This window comes from Microbacterium sp. 2RAF4, assembly GCF_052115285.1.
In the GTDB taxonomy this organism is placed as follows: Bacteria; Actinomycetota; Actinomycetes; order Actinomycetales; family Microbacteriaceae; genus Microbacterium; species Microbacterium oxydans.
In genome coordinates, this window is the sequence record NZ_JBFRGI010000002.1 from 1,065,156 (window position 1) to 1,082,141 (window position 16,986).

14 protein-coding genes are annotated in these 16,986 nt (G+C 69.9%); 5 read left to right on the forward strand and 9 right to left on the reverse strand.

The window, feature by feature from the left end:
* Positions 1-23: 23 nt before the first annotated feature.
* The 4 genes from AB4070_RS09625 to AB4070_RS09640 all read right to left on the reverse strand — a co-directional run bounded on the left by AB4070_RS09625 (position 24) and on the right by AB4070_RS09640 (position 4,313).
* On the reverse strand, positions 24-902 hold the full coding sequence (locus tag AB4070_RS09625; RefSeq protein WP_441979884.1) for a sugar phosphate isomerase/epimerase family protein: 879 nt from the start codon (positions 900-902) through the stop codon (positions 24-26).
* The gene (locus AB4070_RS09630) at positions 899-2,062 is read right to left on the reverse strand and encodes a dihydrodipicolinate synthase family protein (protein WP_441979885.1); all 1,164 of its coding nucleotides are present in this window, start codon (positions 2,060-2,062) and stop codon (positions 899-901) included. Before AB4070_RS09630 ends, AB4070_RS09625 begins: the two co-directional genes overlap by 4 nt.
* A gap of 7 nt (positions 2,063-2,069) precedes the next feature.
* Positions 2,070-3,233 carry a Gfo/Idh/MocA family protein gene (locus AB4070_RS09635; protein WP_046747686.1) on the reverse strand — a complete coding sequence of 388 codons (1,164 nt, stop codon included), beginning with the start codon at positions 3,231-3,233 and terminating at the stop codon, positions 2,070-2,072.
* A gap of 123 nt (positions 3,234-3,356) precedes the next feature.
* A complete protein-coding gene (locus tag AB4070_RS09640; RefSeq protein ID WP_441979886.1) occupies positions 3,357-4,313 on the reverse strand; it encodes a LacI family DNA-binding transcriptional regulator in 957 nt (318 codons plus the stop codon).
* Between the two features lie 162 nt (positions 4,314-4,475).
* On the opposite strand from AB4070_RS09640, the gene galT reads away from it, so the two are divergent.
* The 3 genes from galT to galE are packed head-to-tail and all read left to right on the forward strand — an operon-like array spanning position 4,476 to position 7,936.
* On the forward strand, positions 4,476-5,678 hold the full coding sequence (galT, locus tag AB4070_RS09645; RefSeq protein WP_441979887.1) for a galactose-1-phosphate uridylyltransferase: 1,203 nt from the start codon (positions 4,476-4,478) through the stop codon (positions 5,676-5,678).
* Positions 5,675-6,907 (forward strand): galactokinase, encoded by a 1,233-nt coding sequence (gene galK, locus AB4070_RS09650; RefSeq protein ID WP_441979888.1) that lies wholly within the window; start codon positions 5,675-5,677, stop codon positions 6,905-6,907. Before galT ends, galK begins: the two co-directional genes overlap by 4 nt.
* Before the next feature lie 48 nt (positions 6,908-6,955).
* The gene (gene galE / locus AB4070_RS09655) at positions 6,956-7,936 is read left to right on the forward strand and encodes a UDP-glucose 4-epimerase GalE (protein ID WP_441979889.1); all 981 of its coding nucleotides are present in this window, start codon (positions 6,956-6,958) and stop codon (positions 7,934-7,936) included.
* A gap of 3 nt (positions 7,937-7,939) precedes the next feature.
* Here the strand turns inward: galE and AB4070_RS09660 are convergent, their stop codons facing one another.
* From AB4070_RS09660 to AB4070_RS09675, 4 genes are all read right to left on the reverse strand, one after another.
* The gene (locus AB4070_RS09660) at positions 7,940-9,292 is read right to left on the reverse strand and encodes an MFS transporter (RefSeq protein WP_441979890.1); all 1,353 of its coding nucleotides are present in this window, start codon (positions 9,290-9,292) and stop codon (positions 7,940-7,942) included.
* On the reverse strand, positions 9,289-10,218 hold the full coding sequence (locus tag AB4070_RS09665) for a polysaccharide deacetylase family protein (protein WP_441979891.1): 930 nt from the start codon (positions 10,216-10,218) through the stop codon (positions 9,289-9,291). Before AB4070_RS09665 ends, AB4070_RS09660 begins: the two co-directional genes overlap by 4 nt.
* Positions 10,219-10,309: 91 nt before the next feature.
* Entirely contained in the window at positions 10,310-11,458 is a 1,149-nt protein-coding gene (locus tag AB4070_RS09670) for an ROK family transcriptional regulator (RefSeq protein ID WP_441979892.1), read from the reverse strand.
* Between the two features lie 255 nt (positions 11,459-11,713).
* Positions 11,714-13,240, reverse strand: coding sequence for a DUF222 domain-containing protein (locus AB4070_RS09675; protein WP_441979893.1), 1,527 nt, complete (start codon positions 13,238-13,240; stop codon positions 11,714-11,716).
* A 569-nt stretch (positions 13,241-13,809) separates the two neighbouring features.
* On the opposite strand from AB4070_RS09675, the gene AB4070_RS09680 reads away from it, so the two are divergent.
* Both AB4070_RS09680 and AB4070_RS09685 read left to right on the forward strand, forming a co-directional pair.
* Entirely contained in the window at positions 13,810-14,910 is a 1,101-nt protein-coding gene (locus AB4070_RS09680; protein WP_441979894.1) for a M23 family metallopeptidase, read from the forward strand.
* Positions 14,911-14,963: 53 nt separating this feature from the next.
* Positions 14,964-15,488 (forward strand): GNAT family N-acetyltransferase, encoded by a 525-nt coding sequence (locus AB4070_RS09685; protein WP_441979895.1) that lies wholly within the window; start codon positions 14,964-14,966, stop codon positions 15,486-15,488.
* 27 nt (positions 15,489-15,515) lie between these two features.
* On the opposite strand, the gene AB4070_RS09690 is transcribed toward AB4070_RS09685, so the two are convergent.
* The gene (locus tag AB4070_RS09690; protein ID WP_441979896.1) at positions 15,516-16,967 is read right to left on the reverse strand and encodes a gamma-aminobutyraldehyde dehydrogenase; all 1,452 of its coding nucleotides are present in this window, start codon (positions 16,965-16,967) and stop codon (positions 15,516-15,518) included.
* Positions 16,968-16,986 lie beyond the last annotated feature (19 nt).

A 16,986-nucleotide genomic window follows, 5' to 3' on the forward strand; every position in this document is an offset into this window, starting at 1 on the left:
ACCGCGCCGACGACCGGAGATCCTCATCTCAGGTACGGCGAGACGGCTTCGGCGAACGTCTCGGCAGTCCGCCGCACGACGTGATCCGGGGCGTCCGCCCAGATGTCGGCGTTGAAGATCTCGACCTCGATGTCACGGTCGTACCCGGTCGCGATCACGGCGCGGGTGAGCGAGGCGAAGTCGATCACCCCGTCGCCGGTGTAGTGCCGTGAGAGCAGCACATCGTCCGCGAGGGGCGTCTTCCAGTCGCACACCTGGTACGTGGCGATGCGACCCTCCCGGCCGGCGCGCGCGATCTGCTCGAGCACCTGCGGATCCCACCAGATGTGGAACGTGTCGACGGCCGCACCCACCACATCGGGCTCGAAGTCGCCCGCGATGTCGAGCGCCTGACCGAGCGTCGAGACGACGGCGCGATCGGAGGCGTACATCGGGTGCAGCGGCTCGATCGCGAGCGTCACACCCGCCGCCTTCGCCTCGGGGGCCAGCACGCCGATGGCATCGCGCACGCGCTCGCGCGCTCCGATCAGGTCGCGCGATCCTGCGGGCAGACCGCCGGCGACGAGCACCAGCACAGCGGTGGATCCTTCGGCTCCCGCGGCCGCGAGCGTCGCCGTCTCCTCGATCGCACGGCGGTTGTCGTCGAGTGCTGCGTGCCTCTCCGCCCCGTCCGGGAGCGTGAAGAAGCCGCCTCGGCAGTGCGTCGAGAACCGCAGCCCCGAGTCTCCGAGCATCCGCGCTGCGACGTCGAGACCGACGTCGTTCACGGGCTCGCGCCAGAGTCCGATCGACCGCACACCGGCGCCGGCCGTGGCCCGCAGCGCCGTCGCGAGGTCGGCGTGCTTGATGGTCGCCTGATTGATCGACAGTCGCGGATCCGGAGTCTGCGCATCGCGGCTCATGCGTCCACTCCGTTCACTCGCAACATGCGGTGCCACCGCTCGCGGGCGAGGTCGGGCTGCTCGAGCGCGAGCGAGTCGTTCGCGCGTTCGACGATGCGGCTCAGATGCGGCAGGCTGCGCGCGGAATGCAGCCCGCCGACCATCTGGAACGCAGGCTGGTGCCCGTTCAACCAGGAGAGGAACGCCACGCCCGTCTTGTAGTAGAAGGTGGGCGCAGCGAACACCTGCCTGCTCAGCGCCTCGGTCGGGCCGAGGATCCGCCGGTACTCGGCAGTGTCTCCCGCATCCAGCGCCTGGATCGCCGCGGACGCGACGGGGGTGATCGCGGCGAAGGCTCCCAGCAGCGCGTCGGAGTGGGCGCGGTCCGTGTCGCCGTCGATCAGGTCCACATAGTTGAAGTCGTCGCCGGTGAACATCCTGACGCCCTCGGGGAGGCGCGAGCGCACCGCGATCTCGGAGTCGGCGTTCAGCAGGCTCATCTTGACGCCAGCGACCTTGTCCTGGCTCTCGGCGATGATCTGGAGCAGCACCTCGGACGCGGTCTGCCAATCCTCCGCACCGAAGTAGCCGGCGAGCTCGGGGTCGAATGCCGTGCCCAGCCAGTGCAGCACCACGGGGGTCGTGGCTCGCGACAGCACCTCACGGTACACACGGCGGTAGTCGGCGGCGTCCGCAGCGACACGGGCGAGGTGGCGCGAGGCCATCAGCACGGGACCTGCACCCTGCTCCTCGGTGAAGTGCAGCTGCTCGGTGTAGGCCGTGATCACCTGTTCGAGAGGGATGTGCGTCTCGGCGATGTGGTCGGTGTTGACTCCGACCACGACCGAACCGCCCTCCTCGCGCGCGACCTGGGCGCTGCGGGCGATCAGCTCGCGGGTGGCCACGGCGTCGAGGCCCATGTTCCGCTGCGCCGTGTCCATCGCATCGGCGACTCCGAGACCCCAGGAGTACACGTTGCGGCGGAAGGCGAGGGTGGCATCCCAGTCGATGTCAGCAGGCTGTCCCGGGGTGTTGTCGGCGTGCACCTTCGGCACGACGTGTGCGGCGGCGTAGGCGACACGGCTCTGCAACGGCGCCGTCGGGCGGGCGAACGCGCCCGAGTCGTTGAGGGTCGCGGCGAACGTCTCACCGCTCGGGTGGAGGAGGCGCAGAGTGCTCATGCGCGCCTCAGCCCAGGGTCAGCGGCGACAGGGCGATCTTGCGACCCTCGGCGCTGGAGGTCAGTCCCGCCTCGGCGAACTGCACACCCCGTGCGCCGGCGAGCAGGTCGAACGGGTACTCGGTGCCCTCGACGTAGGAGACCAGGTACTCCTGCCACTGCTGGCGGAAGCCGTTGAGGAACACGTCGTTGGTCGGCACGTCCTGCCAGTCGGCGTCGTAGTCGCGCGTGTCTTCGAGATCGGGATTCCACACGGGCTTCGGGGTGGCGTTGCGCGGCTGGATCTTCGCGCCGAACAGTCCGACCACAGCGGAGCCGTGGGTGCCGTCGACCTGGAACTCGACGAGCTCGTCGCGGTTCACGCGCACGGTCCACGAGGAGTTGATCTCGGCGATCACGCCGCCCTCGATCTCGAAGATCCCGTACGCGGCGTCCTCCGCGGTGGCGGTGTAGTGCTCGCCCTTCTCGTCCCAGCGGTCGGCGATGTGCACGGCGGCCTGCGCGTAGACGCTCTTGACCTCGCCGAAGAGGTTCTCCAGCACGTAGTTCCAGTGCGGGAACATGTCGGTGATGATGCCGCCGCCGTCCTCGGTGCGGTAGTTCCAGCTCGGGCGCTGCGCGGGCTGCCAGTCGCCCTCGAACACCCAGTAGCCGAACTCGCCGCGGACGGAGAGGATGCGGCCGAAGAACCCGGAGTCGATCAGGCGCTTGAGCTTCTGCAGACCGGGGAGATACAGCTTGTCGTGCACGACGCCGGTCTTGACGCCCGCCTCATCCGCCAGGCGCGCGAGCTCGAGGGCCTCCTCGAGCGACTCGGCAGTGGGCTTCTCGGTGTAGATCGCCTTGCCGGCGGCGATGGCCTTGCGGATCGCGGAGGCGCGGGCCTTGGTCACGAGGAAGTCGGCGTAGATCTCCCACTGCGGGTCGGCGAGCGCCGCGTCGAGATCTGTCGTGTAGTCGTCGATGCCGTGCTTCGCCGCCAGCTCGGCCAGTTTGGCCTCGTTGCGTCCGACCAGGATCGGCTTCACCGTGATGCGGGAGCCGTCGGCGAGTTCGATGCCGCCCTCCTCGCGGATCGCGAGGATCGAGCGCACCAGATGCTGCCGGTAGCCCATGCGCCCGGAGACGCCGTTCATGATGATCCCGATCTCGCGGGTGTTCGCCTGTGCCATGGTGTTCCGTTTCTGTCGCAGGAGGCCGTCGGTGCGCTCCCCACGAAGGCGGGAAAACGCTTTCCGGCATCATGGCACGAGATCGAGGCGGACTGCAACAGCCGCATCAGGCGGGTGCGCCGGTCAGCGCGACGTCGTGCTCGCGCGCTCGACGAGTTCGGTCCCGACGACCGAGGCGGCGCGAGCCTTCGACACCCCTTCGATGGCGTCGATCAACGACGAGACCGCTCGCTGGGCGAGGGCCGGGAAGTCCTGCCGGATGGTGGTCAGCGGCGGACGGTAGTTCGCGGCATCCGGCACGTCGTCGAAGCCGATCACGCTGACGTCCTCCGGCACCCGGCGACCCGCATCGGAGAGCGCCCGCAGCAGGCCCAGCGCCATCTGGTCGTTGGCGGAGAAGATCGCGGTGGCCGCCGTCAGTGCAGCTGCCGCACGGTGGCCCGAATCGGCGCTCCAGTCGCCCCGGACGACGGACGGAGCATCGATGCCGACAGCGGCGAGGGTCTCGCGCCACCCCCGTTCCCTCTCGACGGCGGCGAACGAGTCGGCGGGACCGGCGAGGTGATGGACCGTGGAGTGCCCGAGCTCCAGGAGTCGTTCGGTGGCCGCCGCGGCACCGCCCGCATGATCGCTGTGCACCGAGATGAAGCCGGCCTCGGTCGGGGCGTCGACGACCACGAGCCTGAGCCCAGTCGGGCGCTCGGTGTCGGAGACCAGGGCCGACGCCTCGTTCAGCACGATCGCGCCGTCGACCTCCTGCTCGGCGAGCCGGTCGAATGCCTCGCCGACGCCCCGGGCGGCGGTCACCAGCGTGAGCGCGTATCCGCGCTCCGCCGCCGCCTCCGCCGTGGCCTGGAGCATGCGGGAGTTGCCGACCGTCGAGAGCGTGGTGACGACGAGTCCGATGGTCTGCGAACGCCCGGTGCGCAGGGCGCGGGCCGCGCGGTGCGGGCGGTATCCGAGCTCGGCCATCGCGGTCTCGACGCGCGCCCTGGTATCGGGGTCCACGCGGGGGCTGCCGTTGACGACGCGGGAGACCGTCTGACCCGAGACGCCGGCGCGCTCGGCGACCATGGCCATCGACACCCGGCGGGAAGACGAACGCCCACGGTCGGAACCGTGCTCGTCGACGCGTTCTCCGCCACTCCCGCGTACTCGCACCCGCTGCCTCCGTCCCGCGCACCGTGGATGCGCGACTCGCTCGTGTTGACGTTACCACGGGGCTGCGCCTACCATGTTTACGTGAACACGCCTGAGCTCCCCGAGACGCGCACCGAGACCCTCGGCGCCGGCGTCGTCAAACGCGCCACCACCCTCGCCGACGGCCGCGATCTGATCTACTACGACGATCCGGGGACGACACTCGGACCGGAGCGCTCCGTGGATGCCCGCGTGCTCGACCCGCGACCCGAGACCGCGACCATGCGGCTCGACGTGCTCACGGGCGACTGGATCACGGTGGCCGCGAACCGGCAGAACCGCGTGATGATGCCGGGTTCGGATGCCGACCCCCTGGCCCCGCAGACGCCGAGCAATCCGTCGGAGGTGCCGTCCCGCTACGACGTCGCGGTGTTCGAGAACCGCTCCCCCGCATTCGGTCCGGCTCTCGCCGAGGCGGTGGGCACCGCACCCCAGGCTGCGAACGCCCCCCGCGGTCTCGACGACCTCGTCGCCCTGGGCCTCGGTCGCACACGCACCTCGATCGGACGCTGCGAGGTCGTCTGCTTCAGCCCCGAGCACGCGGGCTCCTTCGGTACGCAGACGGTCACCCGCGCGCGCACCGTCATCGAGGCATGGGCCGACCGCACAGCCGCTCTCTCCCGGCTGCCGGGCATCGAGCAGATCTTCCCGTTCGAGAACCGCGGCGAGGCGATCGGCGTGACGCTGCCTCACCCGCACGGCCAGATCTACGCCTACCCGTACGTGACCCCGCGCACCGCCCGCGTGCTGGAGTCCATCGACCGCACGGCGCCCGACCTCTTCCAGCGCATCCTGGACTCCGAGCAGGCGTCCGAGCGCGTCGTGTTCCGGGGCGAGCACTGGACGGCGTTCGTGCCTTTCGCCGCGCGCTGGCCGCTCGAGGTGCACCTGATGCCGCACCGCCACGTGGCCGATTTCGCCGAGACCTCGGCGGCCGAGCGAGACGAACTCGCACCGCTGTACCTGCGCCTGCTGCGCGGCGTCGACGCCCTGTACGACTCCCCGACACCGTACATCGCCGCCTGGCATCAGGCGCCGGTGCACGTGGGCCGCGACACCGTGCGCCTGCACCTGCAGCTGACGAGCCCGCGCCGTGCCGCCGACAAGCTGAAGTTCCTCGCCGGTTCGGAGGCCGCGATGTGGGCCTGGGCGGCCGAGGTGCCGCCGGAGGTCGGAGCCGCGCGACTCCGCGAGGCCATCGCGCGCGCAGCAGACGACCAGATCGATCCGGGAGCCTCCGCATGACCGCCGCACACGATGACGCTGCACACGATCACACTGCGCACGAGGACGCTGCGCACGAGGACGCCGGCTCCCTGTTCGTCCGGCTCACCGGTCGCGAGCCGGACGGATTCTGGTCGGCACCCGGACGCGTGAACCTCATCGGCGAGCACACCGACTACAACGACGGGTTCGTGCTGCCGTTCGCCATCCCGCAGCGCACGGTGGCCGCCGTCGGCCTGCGCGACGACGACCGGGTCCGAGTCGCCTCCACCTTCGCCGAGGAGCCGGTCGAGGTCGGCCTGGACGATCTGGATCGACTCTTCCCCACCCCCGCGGGGGCCCACCCTACCGTCCCCGAATGGGCCGCGTACCCGCTCGGAGTCGCCTGGGCGATGCGACAGGCCGCGACGGAGAGCGGACCCTTCGCAGGATTCGACCTCACCATCGCGTCCGACGTACCCGTCGGGGCGGGGCTCTCCTCGTCCGCCGCGATCGAGGGCGCGACGGCTTCCGCGCTGAACGACCTGTGGAGCACCGGCTTCGACGGCACGCACCTGGCTCGCATCGGGCGCCGTGCCGAGAACGAGGCGGTGGGCGCCCCCACCGGCATCATGGACCAGATGGCGTCGATGCTCGGTCGCCCCGACACCGCGATCTTCCTCGACTGCCGTTCGTTGGACACCGAACTCGTCCCGCTCGCCGTCGCCGAGGCGGGCCTCGCGATCCTCGTGATCGACACGCGCGTGAAGCACGCCCATTCCACCGGCGGCTACCGCGAGAGGCGCGCTTCGTGCGAACTCGGCGCCTCGCTCCTGGGTGTGCCCGCACTGCGCGACGTCACGGTGGACGACCTGCCGCGGGCGCAGGGTCTGATGGACGACGTGACGTTCCGCCGCGTGCGCCACATCGTGACCGAGAACCAGCGGGTGCTCGACACCGTGCGAGTGCTGCGTGAACAGGGCGTGCGGGCGATCGGCGACTTCCTGGTCGCCTCCCACACATCGATGCGGGACGACTTCGAGATCTCGACCCCCGAGCTCGACACGGCTGTCGACACCGCCCTGGCCGCCGGCGCCCTGGGGGCGCGGATGACGGGCGGCGGTTTCGGCGGTGCGGCGATCGCTCTGGTCGAAGCGGCCGCAGTGGCCTCGGTGTCGGAGGCCGTGAGCGGTGCCTTCGCGGCCCGCGGGTTCGTGGAACCCCTGCTGTTCGCGGTCCTCCCCTCAGCCGGTCCTCGGCGCGACGCATGACAGAATGATCCATCGGGCCGCGACGAATCCGCGGCAGGAGAGGAAGCAATGTCCTGGATCGTGACCGGCGGGGCCGGCTACATCGGCTCCCACGTCGTGCGTGCGCTTGCGGACGCGGGGCTCACTCCTGTCGTGCTCGACGACCTCTCCAGCGGTGGCGCGTCTTTCGTGCCCGAAGGCGTGGAGTTCGTGCAGGGCAGCATCCTCGACCGCGAGCTCGTCGAGAGCACGCTGCGCGACCATCGCGCCGAAGGGGTGATCCACGTCGCCGGCTTCAAGTACGCCGGCGTCTCGGTGCACCGCCCCCTGCACACCTACGCGCAGAACGTCGACGGCACACGCGTGATCCTCGAGGCCATGGAGTCCGCCGGTGTCGCGAACATCGTCTTCTCCTCGTCCGCCGCGGTGTACGGCACGCCGGACGTCGCCCTCGTCGTCGAGGACACCGCCAAGAAGCCCGCCAGCCCCTACGGGGAGTCGAAGCTCATCGGCGAGTGGCTGCTGCGGGACCAGGCGATCGCGACAGCGGACTCGGAACGCCCGCTGCGGCACACCTCGCTGCGGTACTTCAACGTGGTGGGATCCGCCGATCCGACGGTCTACGACGTGAGCCCGCACAACCTGTTCCCCATCGTGTTCGAGGCGCTGCTCGCGGGGAAGACCCCACGCATCAACGGCGACGACTACGACACGGAAGACGGGACGAACGTGCGCGACTACGTGCACGTCGGCGACATCGCGGCCGCCCACGTCGCGGCGGCCCAGCGCCTCACATCCGGCCAGCCCATCGAAGCGGCATACAACCTCGGCTCCGGCGACGGCCTCAGCGTGAAGCAGATCATGGATGCCGTCGCCCGCGTGACCGGAATCGACTTCACACCAGAGGTCGGCCCCCGGCGCCCTGGAGACCCCGACCGCATCGTGGCGACGGGCGAGCTCGCCGCACGCGACCTCGACTGGACCATGCGGTACTCGGTGGACGAGATGGTGCGCACGGGCTGGGAGGCACGACAGGCAGCTCGCCCCTGACGGTCAGACGTCTCGGGTGCGGATCGGGTACGCCCAGAAGCACAGCCAGGCGGCAGCCGTGAACCCGAGCGGGATCACCGCGAGCATGAGGCGGATGCCTCCGTCGACGCTGTTCGGCTGTGCGTCGCCGAGGGTGGCATCGAACCCGGCGGCGTTCAGCACCACTGCGGCGACGATCGCCTGCAGCACGACCGAGCCACGGACGACGAATCCGTTCACGCCGAAGTAGGCCCCTTCTCGACGGTGCCCGGTGCGGGTCGCGTCATCGTCGATGATCTGCGCGAGCATGACCTCGAGCAGCTGCAGCAGACCCCCGACGCCCACACCGACGGCCACGCCGACCAGCGCAGCGCCGAGCACGCTCGAGGGGGCGAGGTAGCCGAGCACTGCCGCCCCGAACACCGCGACGCTCCACAGCATGGCCGTGCGCGGCGAGGTGCGGCGGACGACCGCGCTCCACAACACGATCGAGGGGATCGCGGTCACGAAGATCGCCCCGAGCAGCAGACTGCCCTCTCCCTCCGGCGCGTGCAGCGAATAGCGCACGTAGAAGGGGACGGCGGCGAGGATCACGGCGATCGACGTCTGCACGAACAGCGAGCCGAGGACGTACGGGACGAAGGCGCGGTTGCGGAAGGTATAGGTCAGCTGATCACCCCAGCGCATGGCCTCCGCCGGCTTGTCGGGCGATGACGAGTCCGCTGACGTCTCCGGAGTCCGGCGCTCGATCATGCCTCCGAGAAACGACCACACGAGCAGCACGAGGCAGACGGCCCCGAGCACCATTGCCATTCCGGGCCAGCCGATGGCGCCATACAGGGCGGGAGCGCCGGCCGTGCCGAGCACCATGCCGAGGATCGCGAAGATCTGCCGCGGCACGTTGCCGCGGGCCCGCTCCTCGGTGGTGCGGAAGATCTCCGGGAACAGCGCCGAGATGTTCAACACCACGACCACGAAGGCCACGTCGTAGACGGCCACGACGACGAGGAACCAGACGATGAGGCCGGTGACCGGGAGATCCGGCGGCATCCAGACCAGCGCGAACGCGACGACGAGTGGCACGATGCCCAGGCCGATCCACGGGATGCGCCGACCCCAGGGCGTGCGCAGCCGGTCGGAGATCGTGCCGACGACGGGGTTCAGCACGGCGTTCAGCACCCCGTGGGCGATCATGGCGATCGCCACGCCCGTCGCCGGGACCGCGAGGTGCGAGACGTAGAAGTAGACGACGAAGGCCGAGAAGGTCTGCGCCATCAGTTGCGTCGGGAAGCCGGATGCGCCGAAGGCGATCGTCTGCGCTCTGGTCGGCGCCGCATCCAGTCGTCGGTCCCGTACGCGCTCGCGCAGAGAGGTCACCGGGCGCTGCCCCTCTGCAGGTCTCGCAGGTCGCGCCAGCCGATGCGCACGAGCGCCTCATCCTCGATGGCCTGCAGCACGACCGGGTCGCTCAGCAGTCGCAGCTCATAGCCGCGCTTCGTCGCGCTGAAGTCGACGGCCGCGCGGAGCTCGTCGTCATCGACCATCGGATGCAGGTAGATCTCGGTGACTCCGGCCGGCACCGCCCGCAGCAGCGCGATGAAACCGGCTCGCACCTCCTCGTACGTCTCCTCGTCGGGTGCGCCCTCGCGCAGGATTTCGAACGGATGCGACCAGAGGCGATCGATGATCTCGACTCCGGACGCGTCGGCGGCCGCTGCGGCGCGATCGAGCTGAGCCTGCAGGGCGGGATTCTCGCCGACGCCATCCATGCTGCGGGGCAGCCGGAAGGGCAGGCCGTGCCGTGCGGCGAGCTCGAAGACCGGCTGCAGGAAGTCCCGCCCCGTCACGAGCCCGTAGACCGAGCCCATGTGGTTGTCGAGGTGCGTCACATCGACGCCGGCATCGAGCGCGGTCTGCAATTGAGCGGAGAGTTCGGCGGCGACATCCTCGTCTGAGGCGTTCTGCTCGACGGACAGCACGTCGGTCGGGAAGAAGCCCGCAGCGTCGACGAGGCTCGTGCCCGAGCCGGTGAGCGGACGCCACCGGTAGCGCGCCCATTCGCTCGTGAGCACGAGATGCACACCGATATCGAGGTCAGGATGGGAGGCGGCGAAGGCGAGCGCTTCGGGCGACCAGGAGCACGGGACCATCACGGTGCTCGAGTCGATGCGCGCGGACGTGAGCAGGTCGACGATGGCGGTGTTCGCGGCATGGCACATGCCGAAGTCATCCGCATTGAGGATGATGGCCCGCGTGCCTGGTGCGAGTCCGAGGCGGTCGGCGAGTGCGGAGGGTGCGGTCATCGGGTGATCCTGTCGGTGGTCGAGCGGCGTTGCTCTGAGGCGGGGCGTGGTGCCGGTGAGTGGGCTTCGGCGGTCGAGGCGGGGTGGCCGTTCAGCGGCTGCCCTTGGGTGCGGGCGTGAGGATGCGGCTGAAGAGGTCGCTGCGGAGCGCCGCCGCGGCTTGATCGACCGCACCGATGAGCGGAGCCTCGGTGCCGAACGACGAGACCAGGAACCGGAGCGGAAGCTGCGCCTCGTACTCGGCGGCGATGCGCTCGATCGCGGCGACGAGGGCCGGGTGTGCGGCCTTACCGCTGAGGATGAACGCCTCGGGGTCGAGCACCAGCCCCACTGTCCCCGCGACGAGGACGATGCGGCGGGCGAGCTCTGACACGATCTGGAGAGCCGCGTCGTCTCCGCGCTCGGCTGCGTCCAGATGGTCGTCGAGCGACGCATCGGGGTCTCGTCCGACGCCGAGAGCCAGGTCTCCGACCACCGCGTCGCCGGCGAGGGGCGCACCGATCGGGATGGGCGTCTGCGGCAGGTACATGACTTCGCCTGCGACGCCGGAGAACCCGCGGTGGAGTTCCCCGTCGATGACGATGCCCGCCCCGAGCCCGTCGTCGAGCAGCAGCAGCGCGAAGCTCGCGAGTCTGCCGCCTTCGCCGCCCGTGAGCTCGGCGAGGGCTGCGAGGTTGACGTCGTTCTCGACGCGGACGGGGCAGTCGAGGGCCGTGGAGAGGGCCGAGCGGAAGAGGCCGCCGTCGGGGCCGAAGTCGTCTCGGATGCCTCCGTCCGTCGTGACGATGCCGGGGACTCCGACGACCGCCAGGTGCACGGCCGCCTTCGCCGCGTTCACCGAGCGCCGGCACCGTTCCACGAGTCCGACGATGTGAGCCACGCGGTCATCCGCCTCCGAGAAGGGCCCGTGTTCCTCCGCCTGCACGGTACCGGTCGCGTCGACCAGCACGACGTGGGCGGCGTGATGATCGACGTGCACAGCTGCGGCGAAACCGAGCCGGGGGTGCAGCGCGACCCGTCCTGCGGCAGGGCCCCGCGTGTCGCGGTCGATGCCCGCGGGGGCGACCGCACCGGCGTTCTCGAGCATCCGCAGCACCTGGGTCACTGCCGTCCGCGAGAGTCCGGTGGTCGACATCAGGTCCGAACGGGTCTGCGGACCGCTGCGCGCGAGAGCTTCGAGGATCGCGCGGCCGTTGAGCGTGCGGAGCAGGCCCTGCGGTCCCGCGAGTGGTCTGGACATAGGGGTTGCGAAGTCGCCTCTCTTCGTCGGGTCGTGCACCGCTGGCTGTGCCGGGCGCAGTGCCCGCAAGCATGCCACATCGTGTCGCACCAGTCGACACCCCGGCCCGATTCCGTCGGACGGCATGCCTGCAGGCACCGGCACGGGCACTGCCACCTGTACCGCTCCGGCCACCGGCATTTCCATCAACGCCGCCGCCGCCACCGGCACTTCCATCAACGCCGCCGCCGCCGCCGCCACCGCCACCGCCAGGTTTCATGTCCGCAGCAGCTCCTTGCGTCGACCCGCCTGCCCGGAACAGGCAACGCTGGGCGGTCGAGGTGTTCGCCATCGCCGACTCGGGTCCCACCAGGCAGGGCCGCGAACGGAGGGGGTGCCATGTCGCATCCGGATCTCCCATCCGCTGGTGGGGAGGGTTCGGTGGTGGTGCCAGCACAGCGCGACGCCGTTGTCGGTATGGGTTGCTCCACCGCGGGCGTGCTCGTCCACGTGATGGATCTCGCACCAGGCCGCGGGCACATGGCAGCCGGGGATGACGCATTCGCGGTCGCGGAGAGTGATCGCCCGACGTTGATGGGCATTGAAGACGCGGTCGGAGGTGTGGATTCCGATGATGCGCCCACCCGGGTCGAACAGGACCCGCTGCACGCCGCCCCCGCACGCGGTGTGCGCGGCGACTCCGGTGGACACGGGGGTCTCGATCCCGTCGATGCGAGCCCATCCGGAACCGGTGGCGTAGTCCTCGGCGGTGACCGTGACGACCAGCGTCGGTGCGGCACCTCCCAGACGGGGCGTGTCATCGTGACGCGCGGCGATGGAGAGCACGGCGGCGAGCGTGTCGTGCTGCTTCTGCGCGCGCGTCCGGGGGTCGACCGTCTGCACCGGATCCTCGGACGGCAGGAAGCCGCCGCCCGCCCCCTCGACCTCCGGCGAAGAGGTGGGCGCCGCGTCGGAGGGCCGGAAGGCGACACCCGGTTGCGGCGGTCCGTCGACCTTCGGGTTCAGGTACGCGTCGAAGAGGCGTCGCAGCTGTCCCGCGACCTCGGGAAGCAGCCCGCCCCGGATCGGGATCACCCCGTCCTTGGCCCTACCGAGGACGATCCCCCGCGCCCGCATGGCGATCTCGTCCGCCGGCTCAGCACCATCCGGATCGAGATACTGCACGATCACCTGCGCCAGCACCCGCAGGTCTTCCGGAGTCGCCGGAGGAGCGCTGGCGTCATCGGCCCCCGACTCCGCACCACCTTGGTCATCCGCGCGCTGGTCGGCGACCGGAAGCCCGCGCGCATACGCGGCCAATTCCGCATCCGCCCGCAACCTGTCCGCCGTTCCCACCCTGGCACCGGCCCGTTCGATCGGACCGATCGCCGCCAACACCCCGTCGACCCCCACCGTTCCGTCGAGCAGGGACGCGCGCAATGCCGGCCACCTCGCCGGCAACCACCCGCCCGACGTCAGCTCGACCTCCCGCCGCACCGCCCTCGCGGCCTTCACGACCCGGGTGGCACCCGTCGCATCCACCCGCAGCACCCGCTGCAGAAGCTCTCCGACGGTTCGGCACCCGAACAGTCCGCAGAACGCGAGGTCGCCCGAACCCGCCGGACGTGACTCCGCCGACGCGACGACCTCCACCACCACGGCCTCCACGCGCCGCTGCGCCGCCCCCGCCATACGCAGCAGCTCCATCTTCGATGCGTCGCTCAAACCCGCCACCGCCTCGGAACGCAGCACCTCATCCAGGTCGGCGACGACCTGAGTGAGCGCATCCACAGGAGAGTTCATACCCGAAGTCAACCCGGGACCACCGACATTCATCGTCGAATAAACCCTGTTCAGCGCGGTATTCCGGAACACACATAGAGGCCTCGAACACTCCACAAGGCCGGCGGACCGCGGGTTCTCCACAGTTGCCGCGCACCAAGAAGACACGGCACCGCGAACACTCCGCACCGGATGCAGAATCGACACACCCCTGGCGCCACGCTCTCCGCGGATATCGATGGATGACAGAGCACGGCGACGCCCACAGCGATACCGACGCGTCCGATGTCGATTTGACGCTCGCGAGTTCACGAATTAAATTACAGATCGGTAACGGTGGCATCCGGGGGGATCGACCGCCGCGTACATCTGCCTCCCGGAAGGATCCCGTCACGAATTCCCTGCCCCCCGAGCGCGCTCACGAAGCCTCGGAAGCTCCGACAGAAGTCCCTGATCCGACTCGACCGCTTCTCCGTCGTCATCGTCGACGCCCGGCGACCGCCGACGCACCTTCCTCCCTTCCGTCGAACGCCGCCGACAAGCTCCCCCTCGCCGACGCGACCCCTTCGTCCGCCGAAACCCTCGTGCCCGTGAGCACTCACTCCGTAGAGGCTGCCCGCGCCGCGACGCCGGCACCCGATGCAGACCTCGCATCCGAAGCCAGCCTCGACCCCGACGCAGACCTCGCGCTCGACGCAGATCTCGCACCCGACGCCCCGTCACTCAGGTCCTCGCGCGCACGCCGCAGGCCCGCGGCAGCTCACACCGCGACCGCAGCCGCGGACTCGCCCCAGGACGAGACAGCCCTCCACTCGCAGGTGACGCAGACTCAGGCACAGTCCCAGACGAAGCCGACCCCAGCGACCGAGCCGCGCGCAACGCAGGCCCCCCGTTCGTGGGATCCCCGCCTGCGCCCCCGGCACATGGCTCCTCGCGCGGTGTCGACTCCTCAGACCCGGGTCCGCCGCGAGAAGCGCACGTGGGCGAAGTCCAAGGCACTCGGCGCCACCCTGGCGATCGGGGTCCTGATCACCGGAGCCGCGCTTCCCGCATTGAACCCCACCAGCGGCCCCGCAGCCGCTGCCAGCGCCCCCGTCTCGACTCTTGCCGACGGAATGTCCCAGTCCTACACGTCGAAGAACGAGATCCGCGCCGAGATCGCGCCCCGCGGGAACTTCTCGGCGACGACGCCCGAGGAGATCAAGGAGACGCGCTCCCGTGCGGCGGCCGCCGCGATCGCCGCAGGCATGCCGCTGGGAAGCGCGCTGGACATCCCCCTCGCCGGACGCATCGTGATGCCGATGGCCGACGGAACATACTCCTTCACCGACGGATTCGGCGCCTCACGACCGGGCCGATCGCACCTCGGACAGGACTTCGCCGCGCCGGTCGGCACTCCGATCAACGCCGCCATGAAGGGCTGCGTCTCCCGATCGACGGAGAGCTACCAGGGCTACGGCGTGACGATCCAGATCGAGAGCATCGTCGACGGACAGGCGGTGAGCACCGTCTACTCGCATATGACCTACGGCAGCCGGGCTGTCGAGGTCGGCGATTGTGTCGACGAAGGCCAGTACATCGGAGACGTCGGATCGACCGGCTACGTGTTCGGGTCGTGCCTGCACTTCGAGGTCCACATCAACACGGTCGCCGTGGATCCCCTGCCCTGGCTCAAGAAGAACGTGAGCTGACGCGCAGGGTCCGTCCCCCGCTCCCGCCGCGGCGATCCCCGTAGGCTGGATGGATGACTCCGCTGGTGATCCGCGACGCCCGCGCCGACGATGCCGACGGCATCGCCGGCGTTCACGTCCGCTCCTGGCAGGCGGCCTACCGCGGACTCATCGATCAGTCCGTCCTCGACGGACTGTCCATCGAAGAGCGAGCCGAGGGGTGGCGGCGCATCATCGCGGAGCCGCTGCCCACGGGCCTCGGCACCCTCGTCGCCATGCGGGGCGACCGCCTGGTCGGCTGGGCATCGCTGGGCTCCGGCCGCGACCCCGACGGGCTCACCGACGGAGAGGTCTACGGCATCTACGCCGACCCCGCCGCCTGGTCGACGGGTGCGGGCCACGCCCTGCTCGAGGCGGCGGAGCAGCGGATCGCCGAGGCCGGGTACGCGCGCGCCTACCTGTGGGTGCTCGACGGGAACGACCGCGCGGATGCGTTCTACTCACGCCACGGCTGGGACGAGGACGGGGCGATCAAGATCGAAGAACGTCCCCAGCTCACCCTGCGTGAGCACCGTCGCGTGAAGCAGCTCGCCCCCTGAACACCCGAGGCCCCTCGCCGACCCCTCTCAGTCGAGCGCACTCATCACGTGCTTGATGCGCGTGTAGTCGTCGAAGCCGTACTGCGAGAGGTCCTTGCCGTAGCCGGAGTGCTTGAATCCACCGTGGGGCATGTCCGACACGAACGGGATGTGCGTGTTGATCCACACGCACCCGAAATCGAGGTCCCGCGAGAAGCGCATCGCTCGCGCATGATCGGTCGTCCACACCGAAGCGGCGAGCGCGTATGGCACGTCGTTGGCCATCCCCAGGGCCTCCGCGTCCTCGGTGAACGCCTGCACCGTGAGAACGGGTCCGAAGATCTCACCCTGCACGACCTCGTCGTCCTGATGCACACCGGAGATGATGGTGGGCTCCCAGAAGTAGCCGCGATCCCCCTGGCGGCGTCCACCGGTCTCGATCGTCGCATGCGCGGGCAGGCGGTCGATGAAGCCCTGCACCTGTGCGAGCTGGGCCGCACTGCTCAGCGGCCCGTACAGCACACCCTCCTCGCGCGGCCCTCCGGTGCGGGCGTGCGTCTGCGCCCTCGCGACCAGCGCGGCGACCAGTTCATCGTGGAGTGAGGCGTGCACCAGCACCCTGGTGGCGGCGGTGCAGTCCTGCCCGCCGTTGAAGAAGGCACCGGTGGTGATGCCATCAACGGCCTTCTCGATCGAGGCGTCGGCGAACACGATCGCCGGAGCCTTGCCGCCGAGTTCGAGATGCACCCGCTTGACGTCGTTCGCCGCCGAGCGTGCGACGGCCATGCCCGCCCGCACCGAACCGGTGATCGCGACCATCTGCGGCGTGGGGTGCTCCACCAGGGCGACACCGGTGTCGCGGTCGCCGAGCACCACGTTGAGCGTGCCGGCCGGCGTGTGCAGCGAGACGATCTCGGCGAGCAGCAGCGTCGTGAGCGGTGTCGACTCGGCGGGCTTCAGCACGACGGTGTTGCCGGCGGCGAGCGCGGGCGCGATCTTCCACACCGCCATGTTCAGGGGGTAGTTCCACGGGGTCACCTGGCCGATCACACCGACCGGCTCGCGACGCACGAACGAGGTGTGTCCGGCGAGGTACTCCCCTGCCGCCCTGCCCTCGAGGCTGCGGGCGGCACCCGCGAAGAAGCGCAGTTGGTCGATCGACTGCATGATCTCGTCCGAGACCAGGCTCGCGCGCGGCTTGCCGGTGTCCTGCGACTCGAGGTCGGCGAACTCGTCTGCGCGCGACTCCATCTCGTCGGCGATGCGGAACAGCGCCAGCTGTCGTTCGCCGGGCGTCGCGTCCCGCCAGATCGGGAAGGCAGCGGCTGCGGCCGCATAAGCGGCGTCCACGTCGCTGACGTCCGACACCGGGAGCTCGCCGTACGCATCTTCGGTGACAGGATCGAGAAGCGGCACCCGACCGGCGCCGTGCGCGGGCACATACCGTCCGCCGATGAAGTTCTGTAACGGCGCTGAATCCTTCAGAAGATGAGTCGACATGGGGTCATCGTATCGCCAT

Excerpts from the sequence above, each read along its gene's own strand:
- AB4070_RS09625 (WP_441979884.1), bottom strand. The coding sequence starts at position 902 with ATGAGCCGCGATGCGCAGACTCCGGATCCGCGACTGTCGATCAATCAG.
- AB4070_RS09630 (WP_441979885.1), bottom strand. The coding sequence starts at position 2,062 with ATGAGCACTCTGCGCCTCCTCCACCCGAGCGGTGAGACGTTCGCCGCG.
- AB4070_RS09635 (WP_046747686.1), bottom strand. The coding sequence starts at position 3,233 with ATGGCACAGGCGAACACCCGCGAGATCGGGATCATCATGAACGGCGTC.
- AB4070_RS09640 (WP_441979886.1), bottom strand. The coding sequence starts at position 4,313 with ATGGCCATGGTCGCCGAGCGCGCCGGCGTCTCGGGTCAGACGGTCTCC.
- galK (WP_441979888.1), top strand. The coding sequence starts at position 5,675 with ATGACCGCCGCACACGATGACGCTGCACACGATCACACTGCGCACGAG.
- galE (WP_441979889.1), top strand. The coding sequence starts at position 6,956 with ATGTCCTGGATCGTGACCGGCGGGGCCGGCTACATCGGCTCCCACGTC.
- AB4070_RS09665 (WP_441979891.1), bottom strand. The coding sequence starts at position 10,218 with ATGACCGCACCCTCCGCACTCGCCGACCGCCTCGGACTCGCACCAGGC.
- AB4070_RS09670 (WP_441979892.1), bottom strand. The coding sequence starts at position 11,458 with ATGTCCAGACCACTCGCGGGACCGCAGGGCCTGCTCCGCACGCTCAAC.
- AB4070_RS09675 (WP_441979893.1), bottom strand. The coding sequence starts at position 13,240 with ATGAACTCTCCTGTGGATGCGCTCACTCAGGTCGTCGCCGACCTGGAT.
- AB4070_RS09685 (WP_441979895.1), top strand. The coding sequence starts at position 14,964 with ATGACTCCGCTGGTGATCCGCGACGCCCGCGCCGACGATGCCGACGGC.
- AB4070_RS09690 (WP_441979896.1), bottom strand. The coding sequence starts at position 16,967 with ATGTCGACTCATCTTCTGAAGGATTCAGCGCCGTTACAGAACTTCATC.